Source organism: Actinosynnema sp. NPDC059797 (genome assembly GCF_042732085.1).
In the GTDB taxonomy this organism is placed as follows: domain Bacteria; phylum Actinomycetota; class Actinomycetes; order Mycobacteriales; family Pseudonocardiaceae; genus Actinosynnema.
Genome location: NZ_JBHWIE010000191.1, coordinates 1 through 14,220, shown reverse-complemented (window position 1 = coordinate 14,220; position 14,220 = coordinate 1). Strand labels below are relative to the sequence as shown.

At 74.2% G+C, this 14,220-nt stretch carries 14 protein-coding genes; 10 read left to right on the top strand and 4 right to left on the bottom strand.

What is annotated here, in order from left to right; translation table 11 throughout:
• Positions 1-143 precede the first annotated feature (143 nt).
• On the top strand, positions 144-704 hold the full coding sequence (locus ACFV4N_RS29790) for a PadR family transcriptional regulator (protein ID WP_499675938.1): 561 nt from the start codon (positions 144-146) through the stop codon (positions 702-704).
• Between the two features lie 100 nt (positions 705-804).
• On the opposite strand, the gene ACFV4N_RS29785 is transcribed toward ACFV4N_RS29790, so the two are convergent.
• Positions 805-1,425 (bottom strand): L-threonylcarbamoyladenylate synthase, encoded by a 621-nt coding sequence (locus ACFV4N_RS29785; RefSeq protein ID WP_499675937.1) that lies wholly within the window; start codon positions 1,423-1,425, stop codon positions 805-807.
• Between the two features lie 343 nt (positions 1,426-1,768).
• Here ACFV4N_RS29785 and ACFV4N_RS29780 point away from each other — a divergent pair, with 343 nt between their 5' ends.
• Entirely contained in the window at positions 1,769-2,686 is a 918-nt protein-coding gene (locus ACFV4N_RS29780; protein ID WP_499675936.1) for a beta-propeller fold lactonase family protein, read from the top strand.
• An 89-nt stretch (positions 2,687-2,775) separates the two neighbouring features.
• Complete coding sequence (locus ACFV4N_RS29775; protein ID WP_499675935.1) at positions 2,776-3,585, top strand: siderophore-interacting protein; 810 nt, start codon at positions 2,776-2,778, stop codon at positions 3,583-3,585.
• Position 3,586: 1 nt separating this feature from the next.
• Here ACFV4N_RS29775 and ACFV4N_RS29770 read toward each other — a convergent pair whose 3' ends face one another.
• Complete coding sequence (locus tag ACFV4N_RS29770; protein WP_499675934.1) at positions 3,587-4,204, bottom strand: TetR/AcrR family transcriptional regulator; 618 nt, start codon at positions 4,202-4,204, stop codon at positions 3,587-3,589.
• Positions 4,205-4,292: 88 nt separating this feature from the next.
• Between ACFV4N_RS29770 and ACFV4N_RS29765 the strand changes: the two genes are divergently transcribed.
• Both ACFV4N_RS29765 and ACFV4N_RS29760 read left to right on the top strand, forming a co-directional pair.
• Positions 4,293-5,222, top strand: coding sequence for an NAD(P)-dependent alcohol dehydrogenase (locus ACFV4N_RS29765; RefSeq protein ID WP_499675933.1), 930 nt, complete (start codon positions 4,293-4,295; stop codon positions 5,220-5,222).
• Between the two features lie 81 nt (positions 5,223-5,303).
• Entirely contained in the window at positions 5,304-6,320 is a 1,017-nt protein-coding gene (locus ACFV4N_RS29760) for a hypothetical protein (protein ID WP_499675932.1), read from the top strand.
• Between the two features lies 1 nt (position 6,321).
• Here ACFV4N_RS29760 and ACFV4N_RS29755 read toward each other — a convergent pair whose 3' ends face one another.
• Both ACFV4N_RS29755 and ACFV4N_RS29750 read right to left on the bottom strand, forming a co-directional pair.
• The gene (locus ACFV4N_RS29755; protein WP_499675931.1) at positions 6,322-7,503 is read right to left on the bottom strand and encodes an MFS transporter; all 1,182 of its coding nucleotides are present in this window, start codon (positions 7,501-7,503) and stop codon (positions 6,322-6,324) included.
• On the bottom strand, positions 7,500-8,279 hold the full coding sequence (locus ACFV4N_RS29750; RefSeq protein ID WP_499675930.1) for a DeoR/GlpR family DNA-binding transcription regulator: 780 nt from the start codon (positions 8,277-8,279) through the stop codon (positions 7,500-7,502). The genes ACFV4N_RS29755 and ACFV4N_RS29750 overlap by 4 nt, the downstream gene beginning before the upstream one ends.
• Positions 8,280-8,479: 200 nt before the next feature.
• Here ACFV4N_RS29750 and ACFV4N_RS29745 point away from each other — a divergent pair, with 200 nt between their 5' ends.
• From ACFV4N_RS29745 to ACFV4N_RS29725, 5 genes are all read left to right on the top strand, one after another.
• A complete protein-coding gene (locus tag ACFV4N_RS29745; RefSeq protein ID WP_499675929.1) occupies positions 8,480-9,376 on the top strand; it encodes a serine hydrolase in 897 nt (298 codons plus the stop codon).
• A 60-nt stretch (positions 9,377-9,436) separates the two neighbouring features.
• Positions 9,437-9,931 carry a SigE family RNA polymerase sigma factor gene (locus ACFV4N_RS29740; protein ID WP_499675928.1) on the top strand — a complete coding sequence of 165 codons (495 nt, stop codon included), beginning with the start codon at positions 9,437-9,439 and terminating at the stop codon, positions 9,929-9,931.
• 210 nt (positions 9,932-10,141) lie between these two features.
• Entirely contained in the window at positions 10,142-12,118 is a 1,977-nt protein-coding gene (locus ACFV4N_RS29735) for an endo-1,4-beta-xylanase (RefSeq protein WP_499675927.1), read from the top strand.
• Between the two features lie 103 nt (positions 12,119-12,221).
• On the top strand, positions 12,222-12,791 hold the full coding sequence (locus ACFV4N_RS29730; protein WP_499675926.1) for a TetR/AcrR family transcriptional regulator: 570 nt from the start codon (positions 12,222-12,224) through the stop codon (positions 12,789-12,791).
• 50 nt (positions 12,792-12,841) lie between these two features.
• Complete coding sequence (locus ACFV4N_RS29725; protein ID WP_499675939.1) at positions 12,842-14,020, top strand: GDSL-type esterase/lipase family protein; 1,179 nt, start codon at positions 12,842-12,844, stop codon at positions 14,018-14,020.
• Positions 14,021-14,220 lie beyond the last annotated feature (200 nt).

The following is a 14,220-nucleotide window of genomic DNA, read 5'->3' as shown; positions in this document are numbered from 1 at the left end:
ACGAGGGACCGGGCGGTGGCGGCGGGCGCCCGACCGGCGGCCGGGGTGACCCGCCAGGATGACGGCAGCCGGGCGGGCGGCTTCGTGGACCCGTTCGGGACGCTGTGGTGGGTGAGCACGCCCGCCTGAGAGGAGGGCGCGGCATGACGGCGGTCCGGCTGCTGGTGCTGGGCGCGGTGCGGAGGCGGGGACGGGCGCACGGCTACCAGGTGCGCGCCGACCTGGAGTCGTGGGGCGCGCACGAGTGGTCCAACGCGGCGCCGGGTTCGGTCTACCACGCGCTGAAGGCCATGGCGGGCCAGGGGTTCCTGCTGGCGCACGAGACCACGCCCAGCGAGGCGGGCGGGCCGCCGCGCGTGGAGTACGAGGTGACCGGGGAGGGGGAGCGGGCGTACTTCGACCTGCTCCGCGCCGCCCTGGTCAACCGGGACCCGCGCCTGGACCTGCTCGCCGCGGCGGTGGGGCTGATCGAGGACCTGCCCCGCGCCGAGGCCGTCGACCTGCTGCGGCGGCGTGCCGCGGCGATGGACGAGTGGCGGTCGTCCATCGCCGGGCACCTGCCGCCGGACGCCGACCTGGACGACTGGGGCCCGGTCGGCGAGGTGGTCGGCCTGTGGCTGCACACGGCCCGCAGCCGGGCGGAGTGGACGCACCGCCTGCTCCGCCGACTGGAGGAGGGCGCCTACCGCATGGCCGGGGAGTGAGAACCGGGGGAGCGGCGAGAGGGGCGGGGTGCCCCCGGGGCGTGAGCGGTGCGGTGGGAGCGGCGGGGGCGGCTGCCTGAACCGCCGCTGCCCGAACCGCCTACTCGAAGCGCGAGGGGTCGCCCGCCCCGCGCCGGATGATCTCCGGCTCGCCCTGCGAGAAGTCGACGACGGTCGTGGGCTCGGTGCCGCAGTCGCCGGAGTCCAGCACCGCGTCCACCACGTGGTCCAGGCGCTCCTTGATCTCCCAGCCCTGCACCAGCGGCTCGTCCTGGTCCGGCAGCAGCAGCGTGCTGGACAGCAGCGGTTCGCCCAGTTCGGCCAGCAGCGCCTGCGCCACCGGGTGGCTCGGGATGCGCGCGCCCACCGTCTTCTTCTTCGGGTGCATCAGGCGGCGCGGCACCTCGGTGGTGGCCGGGAGGATGAACGTGTAGCTGCCCGGCGTGGCCGCCTTGATCGCCCGGAACACCGCGTTGTCCACGTGCACGAACTGGCCCAGCTGGGCGAAGTCCCGGCACATCAGGGTGAAGTGGTGCTTGTCGTCGAGGTGGCGGATCTGCCGGATGCGGTCCAGGCCCTCCTTGTTGCCCAGCCGGCAGCCCAGCGCGTAGCAGGAGTCGGTGGGGTAGGCGACGAGCCCGTCGTCCTTGATCAGCGCGACCACCTGGTCCACGGCCCTGCGCTGCGGGTTGACCGGGTGCACGTCGAAGTACCTCGCCATGCCGGGAGCCTAGTCCCCCGAACGGTCGAGCGCGGGCAGGCCCGGTGCGGTGGTCGGTCCGGCCGGCCGGCTCTCGCCCGTGACCGGCCCCGCCTGGGCCGGCCAAACCCCTCCGCCACCTTCGCGCGAAACAAGTGCCCACGGAGGTGATCGCTGCGGTTCTCACGCAGCGATATCAGCCGCTAGGCCGTTAGTGTCGTCAATTGGTCTTTATCAGTGAAGGACCGGGAGAGGACGCGACATGTTTTCGCAGATGAGCGCGAGAGCTTTCTACGGAAAGTTGACCAGGCGCTATTCGATACGCACTCTTGTCACTCGAACAGGTGTGGTCGCATTGTTGCTCGTGTCGCTGTGGAGACCCGCGTCGGCGGACGACCGGTGGCCGTCCCGGATCCAGGTGTTCGTCGCCAACAGCGCCTCGAACACCGTCACCGTCTACGACACCCGGTTCGGCCAGGTGGTGGCGACGGTGCCGGTGGGCCGCAACCCCGTGGGCGTGGGCGCGGTCCCCGGCGGCGACCTGGTGTACGTGACCAACGAGCAGGCCGCCTCCGTCTCCGCGATCAACGCGCGGACCCACGAGGTGGTCGCGACCATCCCGGTCGGGCGGAACCCGTTCGGCGTGGCGGCCACCCGGGACCGCGCGTACGTGACCAACTTCGGCTCCGACACGGTCACCGTGATCGACATCGCCACGAACCGGCCGCTCCGGGACGTCCCGGTCGGCCGCTTCCCGCACACCCCGGCCGTGAGCCCGGACGGCCGGTTCGTCTACGTCACCAACAACGGCGGCCAGAGCGTGACGGTGATCGGCACCGACGACGACGACCCGATCACCACCATCCCGGTCGGCCGCTTCCCCGCGGGCGTCGCGTTCAGCCCGGACGGCGAGCGGGCGTACGTGGCGAACACCGGCTCGAACACCGTGACCGTCATCAACGCCGGTCGCCACAGGCCGATCGCCACCAAGCCGGTCGGCCGCGCGCCGATGGGCGTCGCGGTCACCCCGGGCGGGCGGGTGCACGTGGCGAACTCCGCCGAGGACACCGTGTCGATCCTCGACCTGTCCGGTGACCCGGTCGGCCCGGCCGTGCCCGTCGGGAAGCGTCCCGAGGGTGTCGCCGCCAGCCCCGACGACAGCTTCGTCTACGTCACGAACGCCAGGTCGAACACCATGTCGGTGCTCGACGCGCGGACCGGCGCCGTGGTGGCGACCGTGCCCGTGGGGCTGGAGCCGGAGGGTGTCGCCGTCACGTCGTGAGGCGTGCGCGGGAACGCCCGGACGTGCTTAGGGTCCCCTAACGTACGGTGGAGGTGACTGCGCTGATCGAGTGACCGAGGAGTGCGCGAATGGCCCACTACGGCCGGGTGGTGCGAACCGAGCGGATCGCGCCCCACATGATCCGGGTCGTGTTCGGCGGTGACGGGCTCGCGGACTTCGCGCCCGGCCCGCACACCGACAGCTACGTGAAGCTGCTCTTCCCGCAGGAGGGCGTCACCTACCCGGAGCCGTTCGACCTCGCGCTCGTCCGCGAGTCCCTGCCGCGCGACCAGTGGCCCCGCACGCGCACCTACACGGTCCGCAAGTGGGACGCCGGCGCCCGCGAGCTGTGGATCGACTTCGTGGTGCACGGTGACTCGGGCGTCGCCGGGCCGTGGGCGGCCGGTGCCCGGCCCGGTGACGTGCTGCACTTCGCCGGTCCGGGCGGCGCCTACGCGCCCGACCCGGCCGCCGCGTGGCACCTGCTGGCCGGTGACGAGAGCGCCTGGCCCGCCATCGCGGCCGCGGTGGAGGCCCTGCCCCCGGGCGCCCGGGCCACGGTGCTCGTCGAGGTCGACGGCCCCGATGACGAGCAGGTCGTGAGCACCGCGGGCGACGTGGACCTGGTGTGGCTGCACCGGCTCGGCAGGCCCCGCGGCCAGGCGGTCGTCGAGGCGGTCGCCAAGCTGGACTTCCCGGACGGCGCCGTGCACGTGTTCGTGCACGGCGAGGCGAACATGGTCAAGGGGCTGCGCGGCCACCTGCGGCTGGACCGCGGCGTGCCGCGCCACCGGATGTCGATCTCCGGCTACTGGCGGCTCGGCGCGGACGAGGACGGGTGGCAGTCGTCCAAGCGCGAGTGGAACCAGCAGGTCGAGCGGGAGCAGGAGGAGGCGTAGGTCAGCGCAGCGCGTCCGCCAGGCCCAGGGGCGTGGCGGGCGGCAGCGGCCCGTCGGACTGGAACGCCTGGAGGAAGTAGGCCACCAGCCGGCGGGAGGCGGCCAGGGTCGCCTCGGCCGACCCGGCGTCGATGCCGCCGTTGGCCATCAGCAGCAGGACGAGGTCGTCGACCACGAAGTCGGCGCGCAGCCGCCCGGTGGCCTTGGCCCGCCGCACCAGCTCGGCGAGCGCCTCCTCGGCCCGAGCGCGCTCCCGCGCCACCGGGAGCGCGTCCGGGAACGCGGCCAGGAACGCCGCGCTGAACCCGCGGTCCGACGCCTGCATCGCGCAGACCTGGCCGACCACGACGCAGAACCCGCGCCACGGGTCGGGGTCTTCCAGGGCCTGGTGCACCACCGACGTGCACGAGGCGAACTGCTCCGCGAACACCGCGGTGACCAGCGCGTCCTTGGTCGGGAAGCGGCGGTAGAGGGTCGCGACGCCCACGCCGGCGCGCCGCGCTATGGCGGTCATCGGCACGTCCAGCCCCTCGGCCGCGAAGACCTCGCGCGCCACGGCGAGCACCCGGTTCCGGTTGGCCAGCGCGTCCACGCGCAACTGAGTCGGTTCACCAACCACGGCTCTCACTTTAGCCCAAGTGGAAGACACCTTCCGGTTCCCGGTGTTAGAAGTGGAAGGTAGTTTCCACTTACTGCGGAGGGTGATGATGCGCGCAGCGCTCTACGACCGTTACGGCCCGCCGGAGGTGCTCTACGAGGGCACCGTGCCGGAACCGGCCGTCCCGCCGGGCCACCTGCTGGTCCGGGTCCACGGGGCCAGCGTGAACGGCGGTGAGGTGGCGCTCCGGGCCGGCTGGTTCGGCCCGCTGGCCGGCAAGCGCTTCCCGAAGCGGGTGGGCATCGACTTCGCGGGCGAGGTCGTCCGCGGTCCCGGCCACGAGCCCGGCACCCTCGTGTGGGGCGGCCTGCCGCGCCTGTCGTTCGGCAGCGCCGCCGAGTACGTCGCCGTCCACCCGCGCCAGGTCGCGCCCGCGCCGGCCGACCTCGACCCGGTGCTCGCCGCCGCGCTGCCGGGCGTCGGCGCCACCGCCATCATCGCCCTGCGCGACAAGGCGCGCCTGCGCGCGGGGGAGCGGCTGCTGGTGCGCGGCGCGAGCGGCGGCGTGGGCAGCGTCGCGGTCCAGCTCGGCAAGGCGTACGGCGCGCACGTCACGGCGCTCGCGAGCGCCCGCAACCTCGACTTCGTGCGCGAGCTGGGCGCGGACGAGGCGGTGGACTACGCGACGGACCCGGCGGGCCTGGGCCGGTTCGACGTCGTCCTGGACACCTACGGCAGCTCGCCGCGCGCCTACCGCCGGCTGCTCGCCCCGGGCGGGCGCATGGTCGGCATCGCCTTCCGCTCGGCGGGCGACCTCGCCTACCTGCTGGGGTCGGTGGTGTTCGGGTCGCGTCGCGTGCGGTTCTTCAGCGGCAACCCGCGGCACGAGCTGTTCGCCGACCTGACCGAGCTGGTCGAGCGCGGCGCGATCCGGCCCGTGGTCGAAGGGGTGCACCCGCTCGGGCGCATCGCCGACGCCCACCGCGCGCTGGAGGCCGGCGGCGGCCGGGGGAAGCAGGTCGTCCGCGTGATCGGCTGACCACGTTGCGCTGTCGGGGGTAACGCCGGTCACGCCCGTCCGATGGTCAGGCATACACCCGTTCGGCACCTGGAGTGGGCAGTGATCGAGAACTCGACAGCAGGTCTGGTGATGTTGCCCGGCGAGGTCACCGTGACGGTGACCCGGGAGGAGCACCACCAGACCTCGTTGGCGCGGTACGACGTCGCGCCCGGCGGGCACCGCCGCGTCGCGGTCGAGCTGGGCTGGTGCACGATCGGCTCGGGCAAGCACCGCGGCCGGCGGGCGGTGGAGGTCCTGCTCGACGGTCGGCGGGTCGGCGAGCTGACCCACCTGATGTCCCAGCGCTACGCCGGGCTGGTCAGCCACGTCGCCGACCGGGGCGGCCGGCCGGGGTGCGAAGCGGTGGTGCAGCGGGGCCCCCGGGGGCTGGAGGTCCTGCTGCGCCTGCCGCGTGACGCGGAGGCCGCGGTCCCGGTGGCGCCGCCGACCGCCGTCTTCGGCGCGCCCCCGCCCGCCCCGCGGCACCCGGCCGCGTTCGGCTCGGTGCCGCCCCCGCCGCAGCACACCGCCGCGTTCGCCGCGGTGCCGCCCGGTCCCCCCGCGCCGGCCAGGTCGCGCCGTCCGATGTGGATCGCGGCGGGGGTCGTGGCCCTGCTGTTCGTCTTCATCGGAGCCTTGTCCGACGACGACGAGCCGGCGAACACGGCCGCCGAGCTGAGCACCGCGCCGACCACCACGACGACCCGGACGACCACCGCGCGGCCGACGACGACCACCACGACGACCACGACCACCACCGCGCCGACCACGACCACCACGACGCCGCCCCCGCCGCCGCAACCCGAGCCCGAGCCGAACCCCCAGCCGCAGCCGCAGCCGAACCCCCAGCCGCAGCCACAACCGCAGCCACAACCCCAGCCCCAGCCGCCGGCGCCGCAGCCCGCGCCCAACACCGGCTGCCACGCCAGCTACACGCCGTGCGTGCCGATCGCCGGCGACGTCGACTGCGAGGGCGGCAGCGGCAACGGGCCCGCCTACGTCCGCGGGCCGGTCACCGTCATCGGTCCGGACGTCTACGGCCTCGACCACGACAAGGACGGCGTCGGCTGCGAGTGAGTCAGCCGACGGGCTCCTCGGTCCGGTCGGACCGAGGGGCCAGCACGTCCGCGAACACCGCCGCGAGCACGCACAGCACCACCGGCACGACGAACGCGGCGTTCAGCGGGATCCAGTGGGCCAGGCCGCCTATCAGCGCGGGACCGGCCAGCAGTCCCACGTAGCCGAGGCCGACGACCCGCGCCATCAGCGCCCCGGACGCCCTCGGGTCGAGGTTGCCCGCCGCGCTGAACAGCTGCGGCACGCTGCCCGACAGGCCCAGGCCGAACAGCGCCCAGCCCGCCAGCGCCAGCGGCAGCCACGACGTGAACACCACCAGGGTCAGGCCGAACGCGGCCAGCGCCGACCCGTACCGGACGATGGCCACCGGGCCGACCAGCGCGGCGACCCGGTCGGTGGCGAACCGGCCCGCGGTCATCGCGACCGCGAACGAGCCGTAGGCGAACGCGGCGGTGCTCGTGGACGTGCCGAGGACGTCCTCCGAGTGCAGCGCGGCCCAGTCGTTGGCCACGCCCTCGGCGAGCATCATCGCGAACGCGATGGCGCCCAGCAGCCAGACGAGCTTGCGCGACGGCTTGGCCGACGGCGCGGCGTCGGCGCTGCCCGGCTCCTCGGGTGCGGGCGTCGCGTCGATCACGAACCGGGCGGCGGCCAGCGAGACGACCACGCAGGCCGCGCCGGTGACGCCGAGCGTCACCGCGGTCGGCACGTCGGCGGCCAGCGTGCCCGCGCCGACCAGGGCGGCGAGCGCGCCGCCGATCGACCACATCGCGTGGAACGCCGCCATGATCGGCCGCGGGTAGGCGCGTTCCACCACCACGGCGTGGGAGTTCATCGCCACGTCGATGGTGCCGTTGCCGAAGCCCAGGCAGAACAGGGCGAGGCCCAGGGTCCACCACGAGTCGGCCAGGCCGGGGCCGACCAGCGCGACGCCCAGCAGCACGCCGGCCGCGGGCAGCAGGCGGCGCTGGCCGAAGCGGTCGGCCAGGGGGCCGGCGACCTGCATGCCGAGGAACGCCGCGCCACCCAGCACGAGCAGCAGGCCGCCCAGCGCGCTGTGGGAGATGCCGGTGGCGCGCTCCACGTTCGGGATGTGCACCACCCACATCCCGACGGCGAACCCGTTGAGGGTGAAGTAGGTCCAGGTCGCGACGCGCGCGGCACGTGGCAGGGGTTGGGTCACGGGTTCTCCTGTGCGGGTTGGGCGACGTGCACCAGCACGCCGAGCGCGGCCAGCGCGGCGCGCTGGTCCTCCGGCGCGGTGGGGTCGGTGACGAGCACGTCGGGCCGGTCGGCCGGGCAGACGTGGGCCATGGCGGTGCGGTCCCACTTGCTGCCGTCGGCCAGCGCGATGGTGCGGGCGGACACCGCGAGCGCCTGCTGCTTGACCTCGGCGTCGGCCAGGTCGTGCGCGGTGAGCCCGCCGGTGGTGCTCAGCGCGCAGGGGCTGAGCACGGCCACGTCGAAGCGCAGCGCCCGCAGCGAGGCCAGGGTCAGCGGGCCGACCAGGGCCAGCTCGCCGGGCCGCGGCTCGCCGCCGGGCAGCAGCAGCCGCACCTTTGGCGCGTCCAGCAGCTCGCGGACCGCGTGCAGCGACAGCGGCATGACCGCGACCGACCGCCCGCGCAGCAGCCGGGCCACCTCCAGCGCCGTGGTGCCGCTGTCGAGCAGGACGGTCTCGCCGTCCCGGATCAGCTCGACCGCGGCGGCGGCGATCGCGCGCTTGGCGTCGGCCGCCGAGGTGGCGCGGGCGGCGAACGGCGGCTCGACGCCCGCCGGCGTGGCCGGCACCGCACCGCCGTGCACCCGGCGCAGCACGCCGCTCGCGGCGAGCAGGTCGAGGTCGCGGCGGATGGTCATCTCCGACGCCCCGGTCGCCGCCGCCAGCTCGGCCACGGCGACCTGGGCCGCGGTGCTGAGCCGTTCCACGATCACCCGGTGTCGCTCGGCGCTCTTCACCCTGCGATGGTGCCAAGCAGGTGTGCGTTCGAACAAGTTCATTGTTAGAACGCTCATAGGCGCTGAGTGGTGGAGCCCGGTTCCGGCGGCGGTGGCGGGTCCGGGCTCAATGAGGAACCGCGCGCGTACGCGGTGGAACGGTCGTGAAGTTGCCTCACTTTCGGGGCAACACGATGCGGGGGTCGCGCCCTTTAAGGGGCGTGAACCGCACGAGAAGCAGACTCCTGGCGATGTGCGCGGGCGCGTTGACGGCCATGGGCGTGACCGCGGTGGTCTCGACGGGCCAACCGCAGGAGGACCCGGCGCCCGTGGCGCGGGCGGCCACCACGACGGCCCTGCCCGCCTCGGGCGTGGAGCTGAAGGCCGCGCCGGAGGAAGTGACCGTGACGCCCGAGCCGACGCCCGCGCCCAGGACGCTGCCCGAACTCCGCCAGGGCCCGGTGGACCTGGCGGGCCTGGCGCCCGGGGTGCGGCGCGGTGTCGCGGTCTTCGACCTGGGCACGGGGGAGGAGCTGTTCACCGACCTGCCCGACGAGCCGTTCCCGGCGGCCTCGGTGATCAAGCTGCTGATCGCCCTCGACGCGCTGGAGAACGGCGTCGGGTCCGCGGAGTCGGTGACCCGGATGCTCGCCACCAGCAGCGACGGCATCGCCAACCGGCTGTGGCGGACCTCGATCCCGCGGGACTGGGCGGCGCGGATCGGGCTGACCGGCCTGGTGCCGCCGCCCGACCCGTACAAGTGGGGCGACGCGCTGATGACCGCCCGCGACGTGGTGGCCGTCTACCGGTACGTGCTCGACTCGCCGTGGTCCCGGCTGGTCGTCGAGGCGCTGGAGGGCGCGACCCCGGTCGGCGAGGACGGCGTCGACCAGACCTTCGGCATCCCGGACGCCCTCGGCGACCACCGGTGGGGCGTGAAGCAGGGCTGGGCGTGCTGCTACGACGGCTCCCGGGCGCTGAACACCACGGGCATCGTCGACGGCCGGTACGTGGTGGCCGTGCTCACCCGGCAGCCCTCTTCCACCGGCTACGCCGAGGCGGGCAGGCGGGTGACCTCCCTGGTGGCTGAGCTGGCCCCGCTGTTCGGGGCGGTGTGACGTGGGGCACGGGCGCCTCCGGCGCGGGGACGGCCGGCCCCGCCGCGGCCAACCGGTGACGTGACCGACCACGAGTTCCTGGCGTACGTGGGCGCGAGCGCCCCGATGCTGCGCCGCGTCGCCCTCCGCCTGTGCGGCGACCGGCATGACGCCGACGACCTCACGCAGGCGACCCTGGTGAAGCTGTACGCGGCGTGGCCGCGGTTGGGGCGGGACGTGCACCTGGACGCCTACGCGCGGAAGGTGCTGCTGCGCACGGCGATCGACCAGGGGCGGCGGTCGTCCCGCAGGCACGAGACCGCGGTGGAGGAGCCGCCGCCGGTGCCGGTCGCGCCGGCCCGGGTGGAGGAGGTGCTCGACGTGCGCGCCGCGCTGGTGCGGTTGCCGCCGGGGCAGCGGGCGGTGGTGGTGCTGCGCTACTGCGAGGACCTGAGCCTGGCCGAGACCGCCCGGCGGTTGGGGTGCGCGGAGGGCACGGTGAAGAGCCAGGCGGCCAAGGGGCTCGCCGCGCTGCGGGAGCTGTTGGCGGGCGAGGGCGAGCGGGCGGCCGCGTGAGGGGGCTGCCGCGCGAGGGGGCTGTAGGTGGTGCGACCGCGTGAGAGGGCTGTCGCGTGAGAGGGCTGTGGGTGGTGCGACCGCGTGAAGGTGCGGGCTCGGCGGGGCGGGCGGTTGGTCTGAACGGGCCTGGCAGGCGGTTCATCGCCTCCCTATCGTTCAGGCTGGTCTGGGAGCGCTCCCAGCCTGTTCACGGGAGAGGGATTCTCGATGAGGAGAGTTCTCGCCGGTGCGCTCGCCACCTCCGTCGTCGCCGCGCTGGTCGCGGTCGCGCAGGTCGGTTCGGGCGCCGCCGCGGCGGACGACCCGGTGGTGGTCGTCAACAGCACGTTCGAGGACGCCACGACCCAGGGGTGGGGGCCCCGCGGCGGTCACGCGGTCGAGGTGAGCACGGCCGTCGCCCACGGGGGCGCGCACAGCCTCGCCGCCACCGGCCGCACGCAGAGCTGGGAGGGCCCGACGCTCGACCTGCTGGACGAGGTCGACAAGGGCACCAGGTACGAGCTGTCGGTGTGGGTCCGGCTCGCGGCGGGCGAGGCGCCCACGCAGGCGCGGCTGTCCGTCGAGCGCCGCACCGCCGGCACCCCGTCCTACGACCAGGTGGTGGGCGACACCGCCGTCACCGCGGACGGCTGGGTCAACCTCAAGGGCAGCTACACCCTGGCCGCCGACGTGGACTTCCTCGCCGCCTACGTCGAGCTGACCAGCGCCACCACGTCGCTGCACATCGACGACTTCACCCTCTCCTACACGCCGCTGCCGCCGATCCAGACCGACATCCCGGCGGTCAAGGACGCGCTGGCCGAGCACTTCGACGCCGTCGGCGCGGCGGTCGAGCCCGCGCAGCTCCTGGGCAACCACGGTCAGCTGCTCGCCAGGCACTTCAACTCCATCACCCCGGGCAACCAGCTCAAGTGGGACGCCACCGAGCCCACCGAGGGCGCGTTCCGGTTCGGCGACGCCGACGCGCTGGTCGCCTTCGCCAAGGCCAACGGCATGGCCGTGCGCGGCCACACCCTCGTGTGGCACCAGCAGACGCCCGCCTGGGTGTTCCAGGACGCCGCCGGCGCGGACATGACCGCGACCCCGGAGAACAAGGCGCTGCTGCTGGCCCGCCTGGAGGCGCACATCCGCGGCGTGGTCGGCCACTACGGCGACGACATCGGCGTGTGGGACGTGGTCAACGAGGTCATCGACGAGAACCAGGCCGACGGCCTGCGCCGCAGCCGGTGGTTCGAGATCACGGGGCTGGACTACATCCGCACGGCGTTCCGCGTGGCCCGCGAGGTCGCGCCCGACGCGGTGCTGGTGATCAACGACTACAACACCAACGTCCCCGCCAAGCGGGACAAGTTGCACGCCCTGGTGGCGCAGTTGCGGGCCGAGGGCGTGCCGGTGGACGCGGTCGGGCACCAGATGCACGTCAACGTGCAGTGGCCGTCGGTCGCCGAGACCGAGGAGATGATCACCAAGTTCGCGCCGCTGGGCGTCGACCAGCAGGTCACCGAGATGGACGTCTCCATCTACACGGACAACAGCCAGTCCTACCCGACCCCGCCCGCCGAGGTGCTGCTGGCGCAGGCGCACCGGTACCGCGACCTGTTCGAGGTCTTCAAGCGGTACTCGGACAAGATCAGCTCGGTGACCGTGTGGGGCCTGGCCGACGACAACACGTGGCTCGACAGCTTCCCGGTGACCCGCAAGGACCACCCGCTGCTGTTCGACACCCGGCTCCAGGCCAAGGACGCCTACTGGGGCGTGGTGGACCCGGGCCAGATCGGCGGTCCGACCACGACGACGACCACGACCACCACCACCACGACGACCACGACCACGACCACGACCACCACCGACTCGCCGCCGCCCGCGAGCTGCGCCGTGTCCTACGACGTCGTGGGCCAGTGGCAGAACGGGTTCCAGGGCTCGGTCCGCATCACCAACCGCAGCACCGCGCCCATCGACAAGTGGACGCTGACCTGGCAGTACGCCAACGGCCAGCGGGTCACCCAGCTCTGGAACGGCGCCTTCCGCCAGTCCGGCGGGCAGGTCACCGTGGACCACGTCGCGTGGAACCACCTGATCCCGCCGGGCGGCTCGACGTCGATCGGCTTCCTCGGCACCTGGTCGGGCGTGAACACCAAGCCGACCGCGTTCACCCTCAACGGCCTGGCCTGCCGGCTCGGCTAGCGCGACCGCCCGGGTGGGAACCGGCCCTGCCGATCCCACCCGGGCATTTGCCTAAACCCTTTAGGAAAGCGCATAATCCCTTCTGGAAACAGGAGGGATCTTCATGGCACGTGTGGGACTGACTTCGGCACGGCTGACCCGGGCGGGCGCCGAGCTGGCCGACGAGGTCGGCTTCGACCAGGTGACCGTCACCGAGCTGGCCAGGCGGTTCGACGTCAAGGTCGCGAGCCTGTACTCGCACGTGAAGAACTCGCACGACCTCAAGACCCGCATCGCCCTGCTCGCGCTGGAGGAGCTGGCCGACCTGGGCGCCGCCGCGCTGGCCGGCCGGGCGGGCAAGGACGCCCTGGTCGCGCTGGGCGACGTCTACCGCGACTACGCGCGGGAGCACCCCGGCCGCTACGCCGCCACCAGGTTCCGGCTCGACCCGGCCACGGCCGCCGCGAGCGCGGGCGGCAGGCACGCGCAGATGACCCGGGCGATCCTGCGCGGCTACGACCTGGCCGAACCGGACCAGACGCACGCGGTCCGGCTGCTGGGCAGCGTCTTCCACGGCTTCGTCAGCCTGGAGCTGGACGGGGGGTTCAGCCACAGCGAGCCCGACTCCCGGGAGACGTGGACGCGCGTGCTGGACGCCCTCGACGCCCTGCTGCGGAACTGGCCCGCCCCGTGAACGGGTCCCGCACCGACCACCCGAACACCCCGATCGAGCAGGCGGCGACGATGAGCACCCCGTTGATCACCACCCCCATCACCACCGACCTCCTGCGCGGCGCCGTCGAGGTCGAGCGCACCGGGCACGGCCTGCTGCCGCACCGGCTGCCCGCGCGGGCCCGCGCCCAGCTCGCCGACGGCCAGCTCGCCATGGCCGAGTCCCAGCCCTCCGGCGTCCGGCTGGTGTTCCGCACCCGGGCCACCGCGGTCGAGCTGGACACCCTGCCCACCAAGCGGGTCTCCCCGGGGGCCCCGCCCCGCCCGGACGGCGTCTACGACCTGGTCGTGGACGGCCGCCTGGTCGCCCAGGCGAGCGTGCCGGGCGGCAACACCCTCACCGTCGACCTGGCCACCGGCGCCACCGGGAAGACACCGGGCCGGCCGGGCACCGCCCGCTTCACCGGCCTGCCCGGCGGTGACAAGGACGTCGAGATCTGGTTGCCGCACAACGAGACGACCGAGCTCATCGCGCTGCGCACCGACGCGCCCGTCCGGCCCGCGCCCGACCGGGGCCGCCGGGTGTGGCTGCACCACGGCAGCTCGATCAGCCACGGCTCCAACGCCGCGAGCCCCAGCACCACGTGGCCCGCGCTCGCCGCGTCCCTCGGGAGCGTGGAACTGGTCAACCTCGGCCTGGGCGGCAGCGCCCTGCTCGACCCGTTCACCGCCCGCACCCTGCGCGACGCGCCCGCCGACCTGATCAGCGTCAAGATCGGCATCAACCTGGTCAACGCCGACCTGATGCGCCTGCGCGCCTTCACCCCGGCCGTCCACGGGTTCCTCGACACGATCCGCGAGGGCCACCCCACCACGCCGCTGCTGGTCGTCTCGCCCATCCTGTGCCCGATCCACGAGGACACGCCCGGTCCCTGCGCGCCGGACCTCGAGGAGCTGCGCCGCGGGCGGCTGCGGTTCCTGGCCACGGGCGACCCGGCGGAGCGCGCGAGCGGGAAGCTGACCCTGCGCGTCATCCGGGAGGAGCTGGCGCGGATCGTGGCGCAGCGGGCCGCCGACGACCCGGACCTGCACCACCTCGACGGCCGCGCCCTCTACGGCGAGGCGGACGCCGCCGGGCTGCCGCTGCCGGACCGGCTCCACCCGGACGCCGCCACCCACCGGCTCATGGGCGAGCGCTTCGCCGAGCTGGTGTTCGCCGGCGGCGCGTTCGCGGAGCGCGCCGCGGCGTGATCGCTCGCCCGGCGTGACGCCCGGTGTCATCGCACGGTGTGACCGCTCGGCGTGACCGCCCGGCGTGGGCGCGCCCCAGGCCCACACGTGGGGGGGCCCCCCCCGCACCGCCACGCCCCCGCCGCACAGCACGCCCCACCCCCCCACCCCCCCCCCCCCCACCACCCCCACCACCACCCCCACCCCCCCCCCCCCCCCCC

Excerpts from the sequence above, each read along its gene's own strand:
- ACFV4N_RS29790 (WP_499675938.1), top strand. The coding sequence starts at position 144 with ATGACGGCGGTCCGGCTGCTGGTGCTGGGCGCGGTGCGGAGGCGGGGA.
- ACFV4N_RS29785 (WP_499675937.1), bottom strand. The coding sequence starts at position 1,425 with ATGGCGAGGTACTTCGACGTGCACCCGGTCAACCCGCAGCGCAGGGCC.
- ACFV4N_RS29775 (WP_499675935.1), top strand. The coding sequence starts at position 2,776 with ATGGCCCACTACGGCCGGGTGGTGCGAACCGAGCGGATCGCGCCCCAC.
- ACFV4N_RS29765 (WP_499675933.1), top strand. The coding sequence starts at position 4,293 with ATGCGCGCAGCGCTCTACGACCGTTACGGCCCGCCGGAGGTGCTCTAC.
- ACFV4N_RS29735 (WP_499675927.1), top strand. The coding sequence starts at position 10,142 with ATGAGGAGAGTTCTCGCCGGTGCGCTCGCCACCTCCGTCGTCGCCGCG.
- ACFV4N_RS29730 (WP_499675926.1), top strand. The coding sequence starts at position 12,222 with ATGGCACGTGTGGGACTGACTTCGGCACGGCTGACCCGGGCGGGCGCC.
- ACFV4N_RS29725 (WP_499675939.1), top strand. The coding sequence starts at position 12,842 with ATGAGCACCCCGTTGATCACCACCCCCATCACCACCGACCTCCTGCGC.